This is a genomic window from Anthropogastromicrobium sp., from assembly GCF_037349415.1.
GTDB lineage: Bacteria > Bacillota > Clostridia > Lachnospirales > Lachnospiraceae > Anthropogastromicrobium > Anthropogastromicrobium aceti.
Window position 1 is genome coordinate 1 of sequence record NZ_JAXWCK010000015.1, and the last position, 16100, is coordinate 16100.

13 protein-coding genes and 1 tRNA gene are annotated in these 16100 nt (G+C 41.9%); 11 read left to right on the top strand and 3 right to left on the bottom strand.

Annotated features, from left to right (window positions below; genetic code table 11):
• Positions 1-777: 777 nt before the first annotated feature.
• A tRNA-Gln gene (locus WJP93_RS01895) sits at positions 778-850 on the bottom strand.
• Between the two features lie 143 nt (positions 851-993).
• On the opposite strand from WJP93_RS01895, the gene WJP93_RS01900 reads away from it, so the two are divergent.
• The 3 genes from WJP93_RS01900 to WJP93_RS01910 all read left to right on the top strand — a co-directional run bounded on the left by WJP93_RS01900 (position 994) and on the right by WJP93_RS01910 (position 3560).
• On the top strand, positions 994-1698 hold the full coding sequence (locus WJP93_RS01900; protein ID WP_337546569.1) for an acyl-ACP thioesterase domain-containing protein: 705 nt from the start codon (positions 994-996) through the stop codon (positions 1696-1698).
• A gap of 78 nt (positions 1699-1776) precedes the next feature.
• Positions 1777-2616: a S1-like domain-containing RNA-binding protein gene (locus tag WJP93_RS01905; RefSeq protein WP_337546572.1), complete on the top strand. Its 840-nt coding sequence runs from the start codon at positions 1777-1779 to the stop codon at positions 2614-2616.
• Between the two features lie 2 nt (positions 2617-2618).
• Entirely contained in the window at positions 2619-3560 is a 942-nt protein-coding gene (locus WJP93_RS01910; protein WP_337546575.1) for a type II CAAX endopeptidase family protein, read from the top strand.
• On the opposite strand, the gene WJP93_RS01915 is transcribed toward WJP93_RS01910, so the two are convergent.
• Positions 3541-3954, bottom strand: coding sequence for a helix-turn-helix transcriptional regulator (locus tag WJP93_RS01915; RefSeq protein WP_118615481.1), 414 nt, complete (start codon positions 3952-3954; stop codon positions 3541-3543). The genes WJP93_RS01910 and WJP93_RS01915 overlap by 20 nt on opposite strands.
• A gap of 121 nt (positions 3955-4075) precedes the next feature.
• Between WJP93_RS01915 and WJP93_RS01920 the strand changes: the two genes are divergently transcribed.
• The 8 genes from WJP93_RS01920 to WJP93_RS01955 all read left to right on the top strand — a co-directional run bounded on the left by WJP93_RS01920 (position 4076) and on the right by WJP93_RS01955 (position 15161).
• Positions 4076-4951 carry a YitT family protein gene (locus WJP93_RS01920; protein ID WP_308732113.1) on the top strand — a complete coding sequence of 292 codons (876 nt, stop codon included), beginning with the start codon at positions 4076-4078 and terminating at the stop codon, positions 4949-4951.
• A 177-nt stretch (positions 4952-5128) separates the two neighbouring features.
• A complete protein-coding gene (ugpC, locus tag WJP93_RS01925) occupies positions 5129-6235 on the top strand; it encodes a sn-glycerol-3-phosphate ABC transporter ATP-binding protein UgpC (RefSeq protein ID WP_337546578.1) in 1107 nt (368 codons plus the stop codon).
• Positions 6236-6382: 147 nt separating this feature from the next.
• Positions 6383-7465, top strand: coding sequence for a helix-turn-helix domain-containing protein (locus WJP93_RS01930; RefSeq protein ID WP_066562723.1), 1083 nt, complete (start codon positions 6383-6385; stop codon positions 7463-7465).
• 145 nt (positions 7466-7610) lie between these two features.
• Positions 7611-8963 carry a S41 family peptidase gene (locus WJP93_RS01935; protein ID WP_337546581.1) on the top strand — a complete coding sequence of 451 codons (1353 nt, stop codon included), beginning with the start codon at positions 7611-7613 and terminating at the stop codon, positions 8961-8963.
• A gap of 145 nt (positions 8964-9108) precedes the next feature.
• On the top strand, positions 9109-10863 hold the full coding sequence (locus tag WJP93_RS01940) for a polysaccharide deacetylase (RefSeq protein ID WP_337546583.1): 1755 nt from the start codon (positions 9109-9111) through the stop codon (positions 10861-10863).
• 20 nt (positions 10864-10883) lie between these two features.
• The gene (locus WJP93_RS01945; protein ID WP_337546584.1) at positions 10884-12017 is read left to right on the top strand and encodes a Xaa-Pro peptidase family protein; all 1134 of its coding nucleotides are present in this window, start codon (positions 10884-10886) and stop codon (positions 12015-12017) included.
• A gap of 175 nt (positions 12018-12192) precedes the next feature.
• Positions 12193-12891, top strand: coding sequence for an ABC transporter ATP-binding protein (locus WJP93_RS01950; protein ID WP_066562719.1), 699 nt, complete (start codon positions 12193-12195; stop codon positions 12889-12891).
• The gene (locus tag WJP93_RS01955) at positions 12885-15161 is read left to right on the top strand and encodes an ABC transporter permease (RefSeq protein WP_337546587.1); all 2277 of its coding nucleotides are present in this window, start codon (positions 12885-12887) and stop codon (positions 15159-15161) included. Before WJP93_RS01950 ends, WJP93_RS01955 begins: the two co-directional genes overlap by 7 nt.
• 41 nt (positions 15162-15202) lie before the next feature.
• Here WJP93_RS01955 and WJP93_RS01960 read toward each other — a convergent pair whose 3' ends face one another.
• Positions 15203-16090 carry an RluA family pseudouridine synthase gene (locus tag WJP93_RS01960; RefSeq protein ID WP_337546588.1) on the bottom strand — a complete coding sequence of 296 codons (888 nt, stop codon included), beginning with the start codon at positions 16088-16090 and terminating at the stop codon, positions 15203-15205.
• Between the last annotated feature and the right edge of the window lie 10 nt (positions 16091-16100).

Genomic DNA, 16100 nt, shown 5'->3' on the forward strand with positions numbered 1-16100 from the left:
TGATATTCGCTTGGCTCCTGCTTTTTCCGAATTGCCATAAAACTCCTTTCTTTCCTGGTAATCAACTTAGGAATCTCTCGGTTGCTTTTCCTTATTAGTAGTGAATATATGTTCTCTATTACTATAATTAGTATATCATGCTTCACAAGAAATCACAAGCACGAAATTGATAATTGCCTGTATAATAATTCGACAAAATTCGACATCATTGTCCGATAATTGAAAAAAGTTTCTTGGCTTTCCCGCCCGACTTTTGTAAACTTCGAGACATCAAAGAACCATACACCACAGAGCAGTATGATGCATTTGCAGCAGCTGCAAACTAAAGAAAATGTAACTATTCAGAGCCATGCAAAATTGCTTTCTGTGAATGCTTGCATTCAGACAGAATAGCAATTTTATATGGCGAGGTAACCACATGAGCAAAATAGAAGCATCGAAGATGCGATTTTGCGAATGGGGTTCTGAATAGTTACAAAAATTGACAGAATGAAAGGCATCGCTTCGTGATGAGGCGTTATGTTACTAGGAGGGGTTACGAGAGGTCTTCGATGAATGACTATTTAAACGTTCACGAGACGCCATTCGCAAAACCACCCGTTCCGTGTGTCGCTGCTATGCAGCTTTGTTTTGCTCATAAACGGGCGTCCACTTCGTCCAGTTGATTCATAAAATCCTCATGCAAGCATGGGATTTGTATGAATCTACCTGGACGCGTGAACTATGAACGCAAAAAAAACGCTGCAGTGAAATCTCACCACAGCGCCTTTAAATTAGCAGCGCTACCAGGATTCGAACCTGGAAAATGCTGGAGTCAGAGTCCAGTGCCTTACCGTTTGGCGATAGCGCTTTAAGCAACATGTTTATGATAATACAGGATTGTCCAAATGTCAAGCATTTTTTTGAAAAATATATAAAATTTTGCTTTCTTTTCCCAAAAGGAAATGATATAATCAAAAGGAGCTGTTTTATGCTCTGGATGGAGGAACGAATATGTATACATTTACCAGCAGGGTTCGTTTCAGTGAGACGGACGAGAATGGAAAGCTGTCACTCGCAGGCATTATGAATTATCTTCAGGACTGCAGTGTCTTTCACTCAGAAGATGTAGGCAATGGAACGGATATGCTTAAAAAGCGTGATCGGGTGTGGCTTTTAAATTCCTGGCAGATCATTATAAAAGAGCGTCCAAGATGCTGCGAATACATTGAAATCGGGACACAGGCGTACCAGTTTAAGGGAACGCTTGGCAAGCGAAACTTCTGCATCCAAAGACAAGATGGGACACAGTGTGTTGTAGCAAACTCAAACTGGGTGTTAGTTCAAAAATCGCAGATGCGTCCGGTGCGCATCACAGAGGAGGACAGCAGCCCTTACGAGCTTGGAACACCACTTGACATGCCATATGCAGATCGAAAGATTGCAGCGCCAAAGGAAGGCATCGTCATGGAACCTATAACTGTGCGTACCGAACATTTAGACAGCAATCATCATGTGAATAACACGCAGTATGTATTGATGGCAAGCCGTTACCTGCCGTCTGATTTTTCACTGCATCAGGTGCGTGCCGAATACCGTTATCAGGCACTTTTAGGTGATACGATGATTCCTGTTGTCACAAAAGAAGAAGATGGACAGATTATTGTCCAGTTAAAAAAGGATGAGCAGACTGCATATGCAGTAGTTGCTTTTCAGTAAAAGAAGATCACCGACAAAAACTTTGGATGTCGGCTGAATCATACAGAGAGCCGCGCAAACGGCAGAATGAGAGGAAATATGATCGAATTAGGAAAGATGCAGACGCTTACTGTGCTTCGTATTAAGGATTTTGGCGTCTATCTGGGACATGAAGGAGAAAAAGAGAGCGTGCTGCTTCCAAGAAAGCAGGTTCCGGAAGGAACAAAAGAGGGAGATGAGATCGAGGTATTCGTATACAAGGATTCCATGGATCGTATCATTTCCACAACAAGAAGACCACTTCTTGTAATGGACGAGATGGCAGTGCTGACTGTTAAGGAAAAGACAAGAATCGGTGCATTCTTAGATTGGGGACTTGAGAAGGATCTTCTTCTTCCATTTAAAGAGCAGACAGTTCCTGTAAGAAGAGGAGAGCATTGTCTGGTTGCATTGTATCTTGATAAGAGCAAGCGTCTTTGTGCAACAATGAAGGTGTATGAGCGTCTTCACAGTGATAGCCCATATCAGAAGGGAGATCAGGTAACAGGTACTGTTTACCGCGTAAATCCTGAGATTGGTGTGTTTGTTGCGGTAGATAACCGTTACTTTGGCTTGATCCCAAAGAAAGAAATTTACGATAATTACCGTACCGGAGATCTGGTTAATGCACGTGTCACAGAGGTGCGTTCTGACGGAAAGCTGAATCTGGCAGTTCGTGATAAGGCATATCTGCAGATGGATACAGACAGCGAGACGATTTTAAATGCAATGGAGTCTTTTGGCGGATATCTGCCATTTGGCGAGAAGGCAGAGCCGGATAAGATTAAAAGAGAACTGAAGATGAGCAAGAATGCGTTTAAGCGTGCACTTGGTCATCTGCTCAAGGAAGGAAAGATTGAGATCGGCGAGAATCGTATTGAATACAGAAAAGAGAAGTGAGTATGACGAAAACAGCAAAATTAAATTTGACGTTTCTGATTATTGCGATCTTTTCAATTGGAGGCTCATATGCCTATGTGCTCTTGACAAATGGCATGGAGCTTCCAATTTACGCAGATCTTTTAGTGGCACAGCTTCTGATCCTTCTGCCTGCATGGGGATATACAAAAAAGGAGCATATCAACCTTTATAAAGAGATTCGTCATCGCCGTCTGCGTTTTGGCGCACTTCTTTGTCTGGTTGGTATCACTCTTTTATCAATGCCGCTTTTATCGTTCTTGAATCTGTTTAGCTCACTTTTTGTGCCGAATGCAGCTGCAGGGCTTGCAGAGCAGATGACAGGCGGTCCTGGATGGATGAATATTTTATTTCTGGCTGTTATTCCTGCATTTAGCGAAGAATTTGTTTTCAGAGGCGTCTTTTTCCATGGATACAGAAGCCATGGCTTTTGGAAGGCAGCACTTATGAGCGGATTGATCTTTGGATTAATGCATCTAAATTTTAACCAGTTCTCATATGGCTTTGTGCTTGGTGTTATTTTTGCAGCTGTCGTAGAAGCGTCAGGCAGTATTTATGCATCCATGGCAATTCATTTTCTGATTAATTTTCAGTCAGCACAGGCAATAAATGCACTGACATCGCTTACTGCATCAGGTGTGGAAGAGGAAGGAATGCTTGAAATTTCAGGAGCTTTTAAGCAGACCTATCTTGTTACAACAGTAATTGTTGTAGGTATTGTAGCTATTGTGACTACAGCGCTTGTTGTTGTATTAGTGAAGCTTTTAGCAAAACTGTGTGACAGAGAGGACTACTTTGCGTGGGTTCTTAATGGCGGAGAGAAAAAAGCACTTCAAAAAAGAGGCACTAGCAGACTGATTGATCCATTTTTTATTGGTGCAGCAGCAATATGTATTTTATTTATGGTTAGCCGTCTTTTGATTTAGAGCTGTCAGAGCTTCGTAGATGATCTAAATAAGTATGAATCAGCTGGTAGCAGTCTTTTGCCTCCCGCACAGAGCAGGAGGCAAGAAGAAGCCCAATATCGCGGCGAACACGATAATGTTCTGGCTCTGCAACGATATTTTGCATGATGGGTATAGTATCATCTGGCTTTTCGAGTCCTTCAAGCAGGTAATCGTAGGAAATATGTGTTTTTTCGTGAAGGCGGTTCATAATGCTTCGCGAGACAGGGCGTGTGCCGCGCTCAAGTGCACCGAGATAGCTGGGTGAGATGCCAAGCAGTTTGGCAAACTCAGATTGTGTCATACCTAGTGCAATTCGTTCATTACGGATACGGTGGCCGATCAGTATTGAGTATGAGGATTCATAAGAAATCATAAAAAAACTCCGTTTCTGTATAATAAAAGGTACTTTGAGAAGAATTATAGGATAATAAGAAGAGAAAAGAAAGGAAAATCACTCGCAGGATTTTGCTTTCTTTGTTGTTTAAGGAGAAAATATGCTACAAAAACTTACAATTCGACAAAAAAAGCTTGCCGAATATCTGCTGATTGTGGCAGGTACGGCAGTTATTGCAGTATCACTTCAGTTTTTCTTAGATCCAGATGGAATGGTCCCGGGTGGTTTTACCGGAATTGCAATTATAGTAAAGGAACTGACAAAGGGAATTGTTCCAGATGGTGTTCCGCTGTGGGTAACGAACCTGATCTTAAATGTGCCGATGGTTCCTATTGTATTAAAGATCAATGGATGGGACTTTGCAAAGCGCACAGTGGTGGGATCACTTCTCCTTTCTTTTTGGCTTGCAGTGATACCGTATGTGCAGCTGATGGAGGAACCTGATCTGTTTTTGACATCTGTTTTTGGCGGTGTCAGCATGGGTATCGGTGTTGGTCTTGTCTTTTTAGGAAAGGGAACTACAGGCGGTACTGATATGTGCGGTGCAATTTTACATCATTTCTTTCCTTATATTTCATTGCCAAAGCTTATGCAGCTGCTTGATGTAGTTATTACATCGGTAGGAATTATGGTTTTTGGCATTCGCATTGCGCTTTACTCTATTATAGTAGTTTATCTGACGGCGAAAATTTCAGATCGAATCATGGAGGGAAGTACTTCAGCCAAAATGCTTTATATCATTTCGGATCAGTCAGCGTTGATTGCTGAGAAAATTATAGAGAAGCTTGGCAGAGGTGTCACTGGACTGCAGGGAAGAGGCATGTACACAAATCAAGACAAAACAATTCTCATTTGCGTTATATCTCCTCGTGAAATTGCTCGTATAAAAGATGTCGTTTTAGAAGCAGACAGCAGAGCTTTTGTGATAGTAAATGACTCAAGAGAAGTATTGGGTGAAGGTTTTGTGGAAATATAATAAAAATGTCGTTTTCAACCCACTAATAAAATGTGAAAATTAGGTGTACAACATATATAAAAATGTCGTTGTTTTTTTGGTGAAAAACAGTATGGTAAAAAATTACGAAATCATGTATTATAACCATATCAGAAAACTGACTGTCAACAGTTTCGAAAATTAGGGAGGAAATTCAAAATGGCAAGTTTGTCTTTAAAGAATGTAACTAAGATTTATCCTAACGGCTTTGTCGGCGTTAAGGATTTCAGCCTTGAGATCGCAGATAAGGAATTCATCATCTTCGTAGGACCGTCTGGTTGTGGTAAGTCTACTACTCTTCGTATGATCGCAGGTCTGGAGGAAATTTCTTCTGGTGAGTTAAAGATTGGTGATAAGGTCGTTAACGACGTAGAGCCAAAGGATAGAGATATCGCAATGGTATTCCAGAACTACGCTCTGTATCCGCATATGTCTGTATATGATAACATGGCATTCGGTCTTAAGTTAAGAAAAGTTCCGAAGGCTGAGATTGATAAGCTGGTTCATGAGGCAGCTAAGATCCTTGATATCGAGCATCTGCTTGATCGTAAGCCGAAGGCTCTTTCCGGTGGTCAGAGACAGCGTGTTGCTATGGGTCGTGCAATCGTGCGTGAGCCAAAGGTATTCCTGATGGATGAGCCTCTGTCCAACTTGGATGCAAAGCTTCGTGTACAGATGAGAATCGAGATCTCCAAGCTGCATCAGAGATTAGGTACAACCATCATCTACGTAACACATGACCAGACCGAGGCTATGACTCTGGGTACCAGAATCGTTGTTCTTAAGGATGGTGTTATCCAGCAGGTAGATACTCCGCAGAACCTGTACGATAAGCCGGCTAACAAGTTCGTTGCTGGATTCATCGGTTCTCCGCAGATGAACCTGATCGATGCTAAGGTTGTTCAGGTAGGCAACCAGGTACATGTTCAGTTTGGTAACGCTGATATCACTCTTCCAGATGAGAAGGGTAAGGTATTAGTTCAGAAGGGTTATGTTGGTAAGGAAGTTTGCTTCGGTATTCGTCCAGAGGATATCCATGATGGCGATATGAGCAACTATCCGGGTGCTACTCTGACTGCTACAATCCGTGTGTACGAGCTTCTGGGTGCTGAGGTATTCCTGTACTTCGATATCAACGAGACAAGCTTCACCGCTCGTGTAAGCCCAAGAACAACTGCTAGACCGGGCGATACTCTGACTCTGGGTCTTGACCTGAGCAGAATCCATATCTTCGATAAGGATAGCGAGTTGGTTGTATTAAACTAATTGAATTAAATTAAGATTTTTTAGGGGAAATGTAAAAAATTTACATTTCCCCTTTTTTTTTCTCGAAAAATGTTATACAATATAAGAAGGAATGGCGGTAAGCTGTGAAAACTATAAGCTGCTACGGCGGCGGAATGTGAGGAAAGTATGATTTCGAACCAGATTTTGCAAAGTACAATTGAAGGGCTGAAAAATATCGCACGAATTGATTTGTGTGTATGCGATACCGACGGAAACATGCTGGCATCTACGTTTGGTGATCCGGAGATTACCACGGAGACCATCGTGAATTTTACGTTGTCGCCGGCAGACAGCCAGGTAGTTGCTGGATTCCAGTTCTTTAAGGTATTTGATGAGCATCAGCTTGAATATGTAATGCTGGCAAAGGGAGGCAGTGACGATGTTTACATGGTAGGAAAGATTGCAGCATTCCAGGTACAGAACCTGTTAGTTGCATACAAAGAGCGTTTTGACAAGGATAACTTCGTTAAGAACCTGCTTCTTGATAACCTGCTGTTGGTAGATATCTATAATCGCGCAAAGAAGCTTCATATTGAAGTATCTGCGAAGAGAGTTGTCTATGTAATAGAGACAAAGAATGAGAAGGATGTCAATGCACTTGAGACGGTACGCAGCCTGTTTACCGGAAGAGTAAAGGATTTCATCACTGCAGTTGATGAGAAGAATATCATCGTTGTTCGCGAGGTAAAGCCGGGCGAGACACAGGATGATCTTGAGAAGACAGCTCAGGTTATGGTTGATATGCTTAATACCGAGGCAATGAGTCAGGTGCATGTTGCATATGGAACTGTTGTAAATGAGTTAAAGGAAGTTTCCAGATCCTACAAAGAGGCAAAGATGGCACTTGATGTTGGAAAGATCTTCTTTAGCAACAAGAACGTTGTTGCTTATGCTAAGCTTGGCATTGGCCGTCTAATTTATCAGCTTCCGATTCCGCTGTGTCGTATGTTTATCAAGGAGATTTTTGATGGCAAGTCTCCAGATGAGTTTGACGATGAGACATTGACCACAATCAACAAGTTCTTTGAGAACAGCCTGAATGTATCTGAGACATCCAGACAGCTGTATATTCACAGAAATACACTTGTATATCGTCTGGACAAGCTTCAGAAGAGCACTGGATTAGACCTGCGTGTATTTGAGGATGCGATTACCTTTAAGATTGCGCTTATGGTTGTGAAGTATATGAATTATATGGAGAAAAACTAAGGCTCCAGCGTAGAAAAACCGGGGGAAACGGACGTAAGAGTCTGTTTCCCCCTTTTGGTTTTGCATACAAAAGTATTGACGGACAGATTTTGGTCATGCTAATAGCATTGATAGATCTGACTGTTCAGAGGAAAGGTGGATGCAAGTGGAAGAAAAAAACAGACAGTTAAATGAAGATGCTGAAACAATAGAGGAAAAAAATGAGCTTCAAACAGGCAAAAAGAAACACAGAAAAAATAATTTTGCAGCAGGTATGGCAGTAGGTGCGGCAGCAGCGATCATGGGCTGTTCGCTGGCAGGTATATATTTCAGCCGTCATTATCGTTACAGTTCACTCGCAACAGCATATTCATCGAGAGGAACTAAGACAGCAACATCATCTACAGTCGAGTCACAGAATCAGGAGGCCATCACAGATGAGCTGATGACAAAATTAAAGCTTCTTGAACAGTGTGCCGATGATTACTTTTTATTTGATACGGCAGATGCTAAGGATTATCAGGATAACATTTATAAAGGTTTTATGAATGCGCTTGATGATCCATATTCATGCTATTACACGGCAGATGAATATCAGACACTGATGGAATCAACAAGCGGAAGCTATGAGGGAATAGGTGTTGTTGTATCACAGAATGTTCAGACAAAGATCATTACTGTTGTGCGGCCGTTTGAGGGCTGTCCTGGTGCCGAGGCCGGTATGCTTCCGGGCGATATTTTAATAGAGGTTGCCGGGAATGATGTAAGCGGCATCGACGTAAGCACTGTTGTTTCCTGGATCAAGGGAGAGGACGGTACTACAGTTGATATACGCGTATATCGTGAGTCAGAAGATAAGTATTATGATTTTACTGTTGAGCGAAGAAAAATTGAAGTTCCGACAGTTGCATATGAGATGTTAGAGGACAATATTGGCTATGTTCAGGTGACAGAGTTTGATGAAGTTACGTCAGACCAATATATAGCAGCAGTTGATGATTTAAAGGCACAGGGCATGGAAGGTCTGATTGTAGATATTCGTGACAATCCTGGAGGTCTGTTAAGCTGCGTTGTAGATATGCTTGACTACATGCTTCCGGAAGGCACCATTGTCTACACAGAGGATAAAAATGGAGAAGGAGATACTTATACGTCCGATGCAGAGCATTATTTCGATCTTCCGCTTGCTGTGCTCGTAAATGGAAACAGTGCGTCAGCATCTGAGATTTTTTCGGGTGCCATTCAAGATTATGAGACAGGAACAATCATCGGAACACAGACCTTTGGAAAAGGAATCGTGCAAAGCATTTTGCCATTTAACGATGGAAGCGCAATTAAAATCACAGTATCACGTTATTTTACACCGCGCGGCACATGTATACACGGAGAAGGTATCACCCCAGATGTAGAGGTAGATCTAAACGAAGAACTTAAGACAAAACTGACAATCGAAAAAAGTGAGGATAATCAGCTGCAAAAAGCAATAGAAAATGTGAAAGAGCAGATTGCGGCGGAGTGACGTAAGAAGTCCGTAAGAAAAAAGTTATGGTATTTTGTACGAAAATGAGGTACAATCATTTTTGATGTAATCGGCTGAGGAAAGTTACGAAAGGGGGCCGATTTAATAAAATACGCCGGGGAAGTCCCCAGCAGATTGGAGAAACATGAGTCAGAAAGATACAGAAAAAAACAAACGAAAAAAGAAAAAAGGCACAGGCCTGATTGTAGTTTGTGTGACACTGCTGATTCTTTTATTTGCTGTACTAATCATTTTGATTTGGCAGATCAGCCGTGTAGGAAACGGAGAGACTGTCGGTTTTGGTGGAAAAACAGGCAATACGCAGGCAGTATCACAAAGTACGCCTTTTGTTACGCAGGAAGCTGCGCTGACAAGTTCATCAGGAAGCGAGGCAAATGCTGAGAAAGTTCAGACGCAGGCGCAGACAGAAGCTGCACAGGCTGAGTCTGCAGCTGGTCAGACACAGGCAGCAGGACAGGCAACTATGATGGAGCCGCAGACATATGAGAATGATGCGAATGGAAATATGATTGTTCCAGAGCGTCAGGCAGGTTCTATGGAAACAGAGCCGGCATGGGAATATGTACTGGAAAAGACTGGAGATAGTGTACTTGATGATGCTAATTATTTAGCAGCGATGTATGATTATGATGGTGCAATCGCAAAGATTCAGTCAGTATCAGGATATGAGAGCAACGCAGCTTATACAGCAGCCATTGCAGATTATGAGCAGAGAAAGAGTGAGGCTGTTGTCTACGCAGATAACAGCACAATTCCTCATATTTTCTTCCATACGCTTGTTGTTGATACAAGCAGAGCCTTTGATGATAACATCGCAATCAGCAAGCAGGATGGTATGAACAAGGTAAAGGATTACAACTATGTAATGACTACAGTGGATGAGTTTTGCCGTATTCTTGAAGAAATGTATACAAGAGGATATGTGCTTGTAAGCATCTATGATGTGGCATCATATGAGACACAGGCAGACGGCACACAGGTTATGAAGCATCAGCCGATTTATCTTCCGGAAGGCAAGAAGCCATTTGTTTTGTCTGTTGATGATGTAAGCTACTACGAATACATGACAGGTCATGGCTTTGCAAGCAAGCTTGTTGTTGGTGAGGATGGAACTCCGACAAGTGAATATACGAATCCAGATGGCAGCCTAAGCTATGGTTCATATGATGTTGTTCCGATTCTTGATGATTTTGTTGAGACTCATCCAGACTTTTCATATCGCGGCGCTAAGGGTATCATTGCTCTGACTGGATATGAGGGTATTTTTGGATATCGTACAAGTGATTTCTGGTACAACAGCAACTGCGATTACTTTGATCAGTATTTCTCATGGAATCTGGAGAACAACTTAAAGAAGAAGCAGACTATGTATCAGCCAAATCCTAATATCGAGCAGGATAAGGAGAGTGCAAAGCAGGTAGCACAGGCATGCCGTGATGATGGATGGCTGTTTGCAAGTCATACATGGGGTCACAACAAGGTCGGTGATTCTGGATCATATGAGCGTTTTGAGTCTGATTCCCATTTGTGGGATCGCGAGGTAAAGCCGCTTCTTGGTGATGTTGATATAATCATTTATCCGCAGGGCGAAGATTTGTACGAGGGCTCCTGGAGAGGCTATGATCCTGCAAATCAAAAGTATCAGCTGTTAAAGGAGTTAGGATTTAGCTACTTCTGCAGCGTTGACTCAAACCTTGGCTGGACACAGCTTGGAAATGAATATTTCCGTATGGGACGTGCTAATGTAGACGGACAGCGTATGTGGGAAGCAATCAGCTCCTATGTAGATCCGTCATCAGGTGCAAAGGATCGTTTGTCAGCATTGATTGATTCAAGATTAGTATTTGACTGGTCCAGACCAACGCCGGTAACAAAGTAAAAACGAGAAGTCTGGCATATATGGACATAAAGACAGAAAGGCAGACAAAAGAGATGGTAAAAGAGACTGTATTTAAAGAAAGAGCACAAAAGGTTTTGACATCAATGAAGGAAAATGGCATGGATCAGCTTATTGTAAGCGATCCTGCCTCCATCAACTATCTGATGGGAAGACTCATGAACCCGGGCGAACGTCTGATGGTACTTGTATTTGATGCAGCAGCTGGCAAGACTGAGCTTGTAATCAGCAAGCTGTACCCACAGGGAGATAATCCGATTTGGCCGGTTACGTATGTTGATGATGTTGATGACTGCGTTGCAATTCTTTCTGAGAAGATTGCAGAAACTGGCGTGATTGGCATTGATAAAAACTGGGCAGCAAAGTTTTTGCTTCGTCTTATGGAACTTCGTCCAAATCTGACTTACAAGAACGGTTCTTACATCATTGATAAGATTCGACAGATTAAGACAAACGAAGAGCAGGAGTTTATGATCGAAGCCTCCAGATTAAACGATCTGGCAGTTGAGCGTCTTATCAAAGAGGTCAACAAAGGTTATACAGAGAAGGAACTTGCCGATAAGCTGCTTGATATTTATCACGATCTTGGTTCAGAAGGATTTTCCTTCTATCCGATTTGCTGCTACGGTGCAAATGCTGCTGACCCGCATCACAGTAACGACGATTCCACAGGAAAATCTGGCGACAGCGTAATTCTTGATATTGGATGCTTGTGGAATGGCTATTGCTCAGATATGACAAGAACTGTATTCTTGGGTAATGTAAGCGAAGAACAGAAGAAGGTATATAACATCGTAAAGACAGCTAACGAGCGCGCAATCGCAGCAGTAAAGCCAGGTGTTCGCTTCTGTGATGTAGATGCAGCCGCAAGAGATTATATAGCAGAGCAGGGATATGGCCCATACTTTGTACATCGTACCGGTCATAACATCGGTCAGGAGGTTCATGAGGCAGGAGATGTCTCATCGGCAAATACAGATATATTAAAGCAGGGCATGACCTTCTCCATAGAGCCGGGTATATACTTAACAGGAAATTTTGGTGTGCGTGTTGAGGATCTCGTTCTCGTAACAGAGGATGGATGCAAGGTGCTTAACCATTTTACAAAAGACCTGATTGTAGTACCAGAAAAGTAAAACAATATATGACATAACTATATCAAACAACCAGCATGTTGAGAAAAAATATCAACAATGCTGGTTGTTTTTCTTTATAAAAGCTCGTATAATATGAAGTTAGATAATACTAACTTCTGGCATCATAAACTTAACCAGAACAAAGTCTCATCAATATAAAGAGAGGGGGAACGTCATGTTTCTGGAGATTAAAGGAATCAAAAAACATTTCGGCGAAGGCGACAGCCGTATCGAAGTGTTAAAGGGAATTGACATGGAGATTGAAAAAGGAGAATTATGCGTGCTTTTAGGACCTTCAGGTTCTGGAAAATCAACACTGTTAAATATTATTGGGGGAATTGACAGTTCAGACAGCGGCTATATTGCAATTAATGGCGAAAAGACAGCCGATATGGACGAAAAGACGCTGACATTGTACAGAAGAAAGCATCTAGGTTATGTCTTTCAGATGTATAATTTGATTCCAAATTTAAATATCAAGGAAAATGTAGAGGTGGGTGCTTATTTAAGTGACAACCCACTTGATGTAGATGATTTGTTAAAGACACTTGGCTTGTATGAGCATCGCCATAAATTGCCGAATCAGTTATCAGGAGGACAGCAGCAGCGAACAGCTATAGGAAGAGCCATTGTCAAGAATCCGGATATTTTGCTGTGCGATGAGCCGACAGGTGCACTTGACTATGCAACATCAAAGGAAATTTTAAAACTAATCGAGCAGGTTAACCGCAAATATGGAAATACTGTTGTTATGGTAACACATAATAATGCAATCGAGAAGATGGCAGATCGCGTCGTAAAGCTTCATGATGGCCGTATTCGTGAGAATTGCCGTAATGAGACGCGTATGGCAGCGGAGGATCTGGAATGGTAAAGAAAAAAACAAATCCATTGAATAAACGTTTTCTTAGGGAATTAAAGAGCGAGGCTGGAAAATATATTGTTCTGTTTGTATTTATAGCAGGTGTGATCGCGCTTGTATCTGGATTTTTGGTTGCGAGCGGCAGTATGTCACAGGCCTATGATGAGAGTTTTGAAAAATATAATATTGAAGATGGAAATTTTGAGGTTAAAAGAGAGGCATCAAGCAGTCTGTTAGACGCCTTGCAAAAGGATGGAACAAAGATTTATCCAAACTTCTATAAAGAAGAACAGACAAAGAATGTGGAGAGTACGCTTCGTATTTTTAAGAAGCGTACAGAAATTGATCTGGAATGCCTGATGGAAGGAAGCTTTCCAGAAGATGAAAATGAGATTGCAATTGACCGTATGTATGCCGTAAATAATAAAATTTCTGTTGGTGATGTGATGGAACTTGGAGATGTGTCCTACACAATATGCGGTTTAGTGGCACTTTCTGATTACAGTGCATTGTTTTCATCCACGTCAGATATGATGTTTGACGCTGTGAGATTTGGTGTGGCTATTGTGACAGAGGATGGATTTAATAAAATCAACGATGATCATCTTCACTACAATTATTCATGGCGTTACAGCGAGCGTCCTGCAGATGAGAAAGAGGCAAAGACACTCAGCGAATCTTTCTTGAAAACTTTGTATGTAAATGCGCTTTTGAATCTGAACGGTGTCGAAGGCTTTATCCCAGAGTATGTAAATCAGGCGATTATCTTTACCGGAGATGATATAAAGGGCGATAATGCTATGTTTACCGTATTTCTTTATATCGTCATTGCTATTATTGCGTTTGTATTTGCCGTGACTACCAGCAACACGATCAACAAGGAATCAGCAGTAATCGGTACACTTCGCGCGTCTGGCTACTCAAAGGGCGAGTTGATTCGTCATTATATGGCAATGCCGATGCTCATTGTCTTGATTGCAGCAGTGATTGGAAATATTTTAGGATACACTGTATTTAAAGGTTATATGGCAGCACTGTACTATGCAAGCTATAGCCTTCCGACTTATGTCACGATCTGGAACGCCGATGCATTTGTCAAGACAACAGTAATTCCAGTGCTTTTGATGTTTGCCATTAATTTTATTATGCTGGCAGAAAAGATGAGTCTTTCACCGCTTCGTTTCCTTCGTCGTGATTTGAGCCGCAGACAAAAGAAAAAAGCATTTCGCTTAAAGACTACGATTCCTATTATGAAGAGGTTCCGTATGAGAATCCTGTTTCAGAACATTCCAAACTATGTCATTTTGTTTATCGGAATTTTGTTCGCAAACCTGATTTTATTGTTTGGATTTATGTTTGGACCGCTGCTTGATCATTTCGAACAGGAGATTACAACTCATCTTCTTGCAGAGCATCAGTATGTGCTTGTAAGCGAAGAAAAGACAGAAAATAAAGAGGCTGAAAGCTATGATGTTACGGTATTAAAGACACAGGAGGGACGCTACAAGAGCGAGGAAGTGATGGTGTATGGCGTGCAGGAAAACAGCGCCTACATAAAGAGCAGCCTTTCAGATGATGAGGTATTGATTTCAAATGCCTATGCAAATAAGCAGCATATCAAGGTAGGTGATACAATTACATTGCAGGAAGAGTATGGGGAGAAAACGTATTCCTTTACCGTTACGGGTATCTATACATATCCGGCTGCATTGTCTGTCTTTATGAATTGTGATGCGTTTGAGAAAACATTTGAGAAGGGAAGCTATTATCCAGGATATTTCTCAAATGAAGAACTGACTGATTTGACGCAGAAAAACATTGCAATGACTATATCAAAGGAAGATTTGACAAAGACCAGCAGACAGCTTCGATTGTCAATGGGTGGAATGGCTGTTCTATTTCAGGGCTTTGGCGTGATCATGTTTGCGCTGCTTTTATATCTGCTCTCAAAGGTAGTAATCGAGAAAAATGTGCAGTCAATTTCCATGGCAAAGATTTTAGGTTACAGTGACAAGGAAATCAACCGCTTATATATTCGTACCACAACAATCGTATCAGTTGTTTCGTTGATAGTGACAATCGGGTTATGTATTGTGCTGCTGAAGGCTATTTGCGAGATTGTATTTGCCGAGTATTCTGGCTATCTGGAATTTTATATGGAACCGGCAGATCTGTTAAAAGTTCTTGCAGCCGGACTAATCACGTATGCCGTGATCTCATTCTTCCAGATCAAAAAAATCAAGGCAATTCCGATGACAGATGCACTCAAAAATGTGGAGTGAAGCACAATCATCGAAGTCCTTGCCAAGTGTTGTGAACAGTTTTATGGCTCAAGCACGCGTTTCATATCCTCAGGAAGTGGCGCCTCAAAGGAGAGCGGCACCACGGTGATCGGATGCTCAAAGGAAAGACGGCATGAGTGGAGCGCCTGACGTGTGATAAATTCCATATCTGGATTGTAGAGGTAATCACCGACAAGCGGAAAACCTAAATATTTCATATGAATCCGTATCTGATGGGTGCGGCCTGTCTCAAGCTGTAAAGAGACAAGGCTGTGCCCATTTTTTGTTTCTAATGTTTTGTAATGAGTTACGGCGCGTTCTCCGTGTTCAAAATCTACACAGCGTTCAATTATAGAGCCAGGCTTTCTTGAGAGCGGTGCAGTGATTGTGCCGGACGCAGGAGTAACGACACCGCGCACAATCGCCAGATATTCACGCGTAATTGCATGACGAACAGCCATATCAGAAAGAACGGCAGAGGAGAGCATATTTTTTGCAATTACTGTAAGCCCTGAGGTATCTCGGTCTAAGCGGTTTGTGCATCGAAAGATAAAATTGCCGCTGTCACGGTAGTACCAGGCAAGAGCATTTGCCAGTGAATTATAATAATTGTCCATAGAAGGATGAATAGGCATTTTAGCCGGCTTATTTGCAACAAGAATATCCTCATCCTCGTAGACAATTGAAAGAGGAAGCTTTACAGGAGGCACATGGTAGGAGGAATGCTCCTCAACAATATGTACTGTCAGAATGTCGCCTTCATGAAGAGGTGTGTTTGTGCGGCTTGGCGTGCCATTTATAAGAAGATGTTCCATGTTTTTGCGAAGCCGCGTCAAAAGGTGAGAGGAAAAGCCGCGGCGCGATAAAAACTGATCTGCGCGCAGGTCACTTTCTTCAATCGAGACGGTATAAGTAAGAGTTCGGTCCATAAAATGCCTT

Coding starts and splice junctions, on each gene's coding strand:
- WJP93_RS01950 (WP_066562719.1), top strand. CDS start 12,193: ATGTTTCTGGAGATTAAAGGAATCAAAAAACATTTCGGCGAAGGCGAC.
- WJP93_RS01910 (WP_337546575.1), top strand. CDS start 2,619: ATGACGAAAACAGCAAAATTAAATTTGACGTTTCTGATTATTGCGATC.
- WJP93_RS01960 (WP_337546588.1), bottom strand. CDS start 16,090: ATGGACCGAACTCTTACTTATACCGTCTCGATTGAAGAAAGTGACCTG.
- WJP93_RS01930 (WP_066562723.1), top strand. CDS start 6,383: ATGATTTCGAACCAGATTTTGCAAAGTACAATTGAAGGGCTGAAAAAT.
- WJP93_RS01955 (WP_337546587.1), top strand. CDS start 12,885: ATGGTAAAGAAAAAAACAAATCCATTGAATAAACGTTTTCTTAGGGAA.
- WJP93_RS01945 (WP_337546584.1), top strand. CDS start 10,884: ATGGACATAAAGACAGAAAGGCAGACAAAAGAGATGGTAAAAGAGACT.
- WJP93_RS01900 (WP_337546569.1), top strand. CDS start 994: ATGTATACATTTACCAGCAGGGTTCGTTTCAGTGAGACGGACGAGAAT.
- WJP93_RS01905 (WP_337546572.1), top strand. CDS start 1,777: ATGATCGAATTAGGAAAGATGCAGACGCTTACTGTGCTTCGTATTAAG.
- WJP93_RS01915 (WP_118615481.1), bottom strand. CDS start 3,954: ATGATTTCTTATGAATCCTCATACTCAATACTGATCGGCCACCGTATC.
- ugpC (WP_337546578.1), top strand. CDS start 5,129: ATGGCAAGTTTGTCTTTAAAGAATGTAACTAAGATTTATCCTAACGGC.
- WJP93_RS01920 (WP_308732113.1), top strand. CDS start 4,076: ATGCTACAAAAACTTACAATTCGACAAAAAAAGCTTGCCGAATATCTG.
- WJP93_RS01940 (WP_337546583.1), top strand. CDS start 9,109: ATGAGTCAGAAAGATACAGAAAAAAACAAACGAAAAAAGAAAAAAGGC.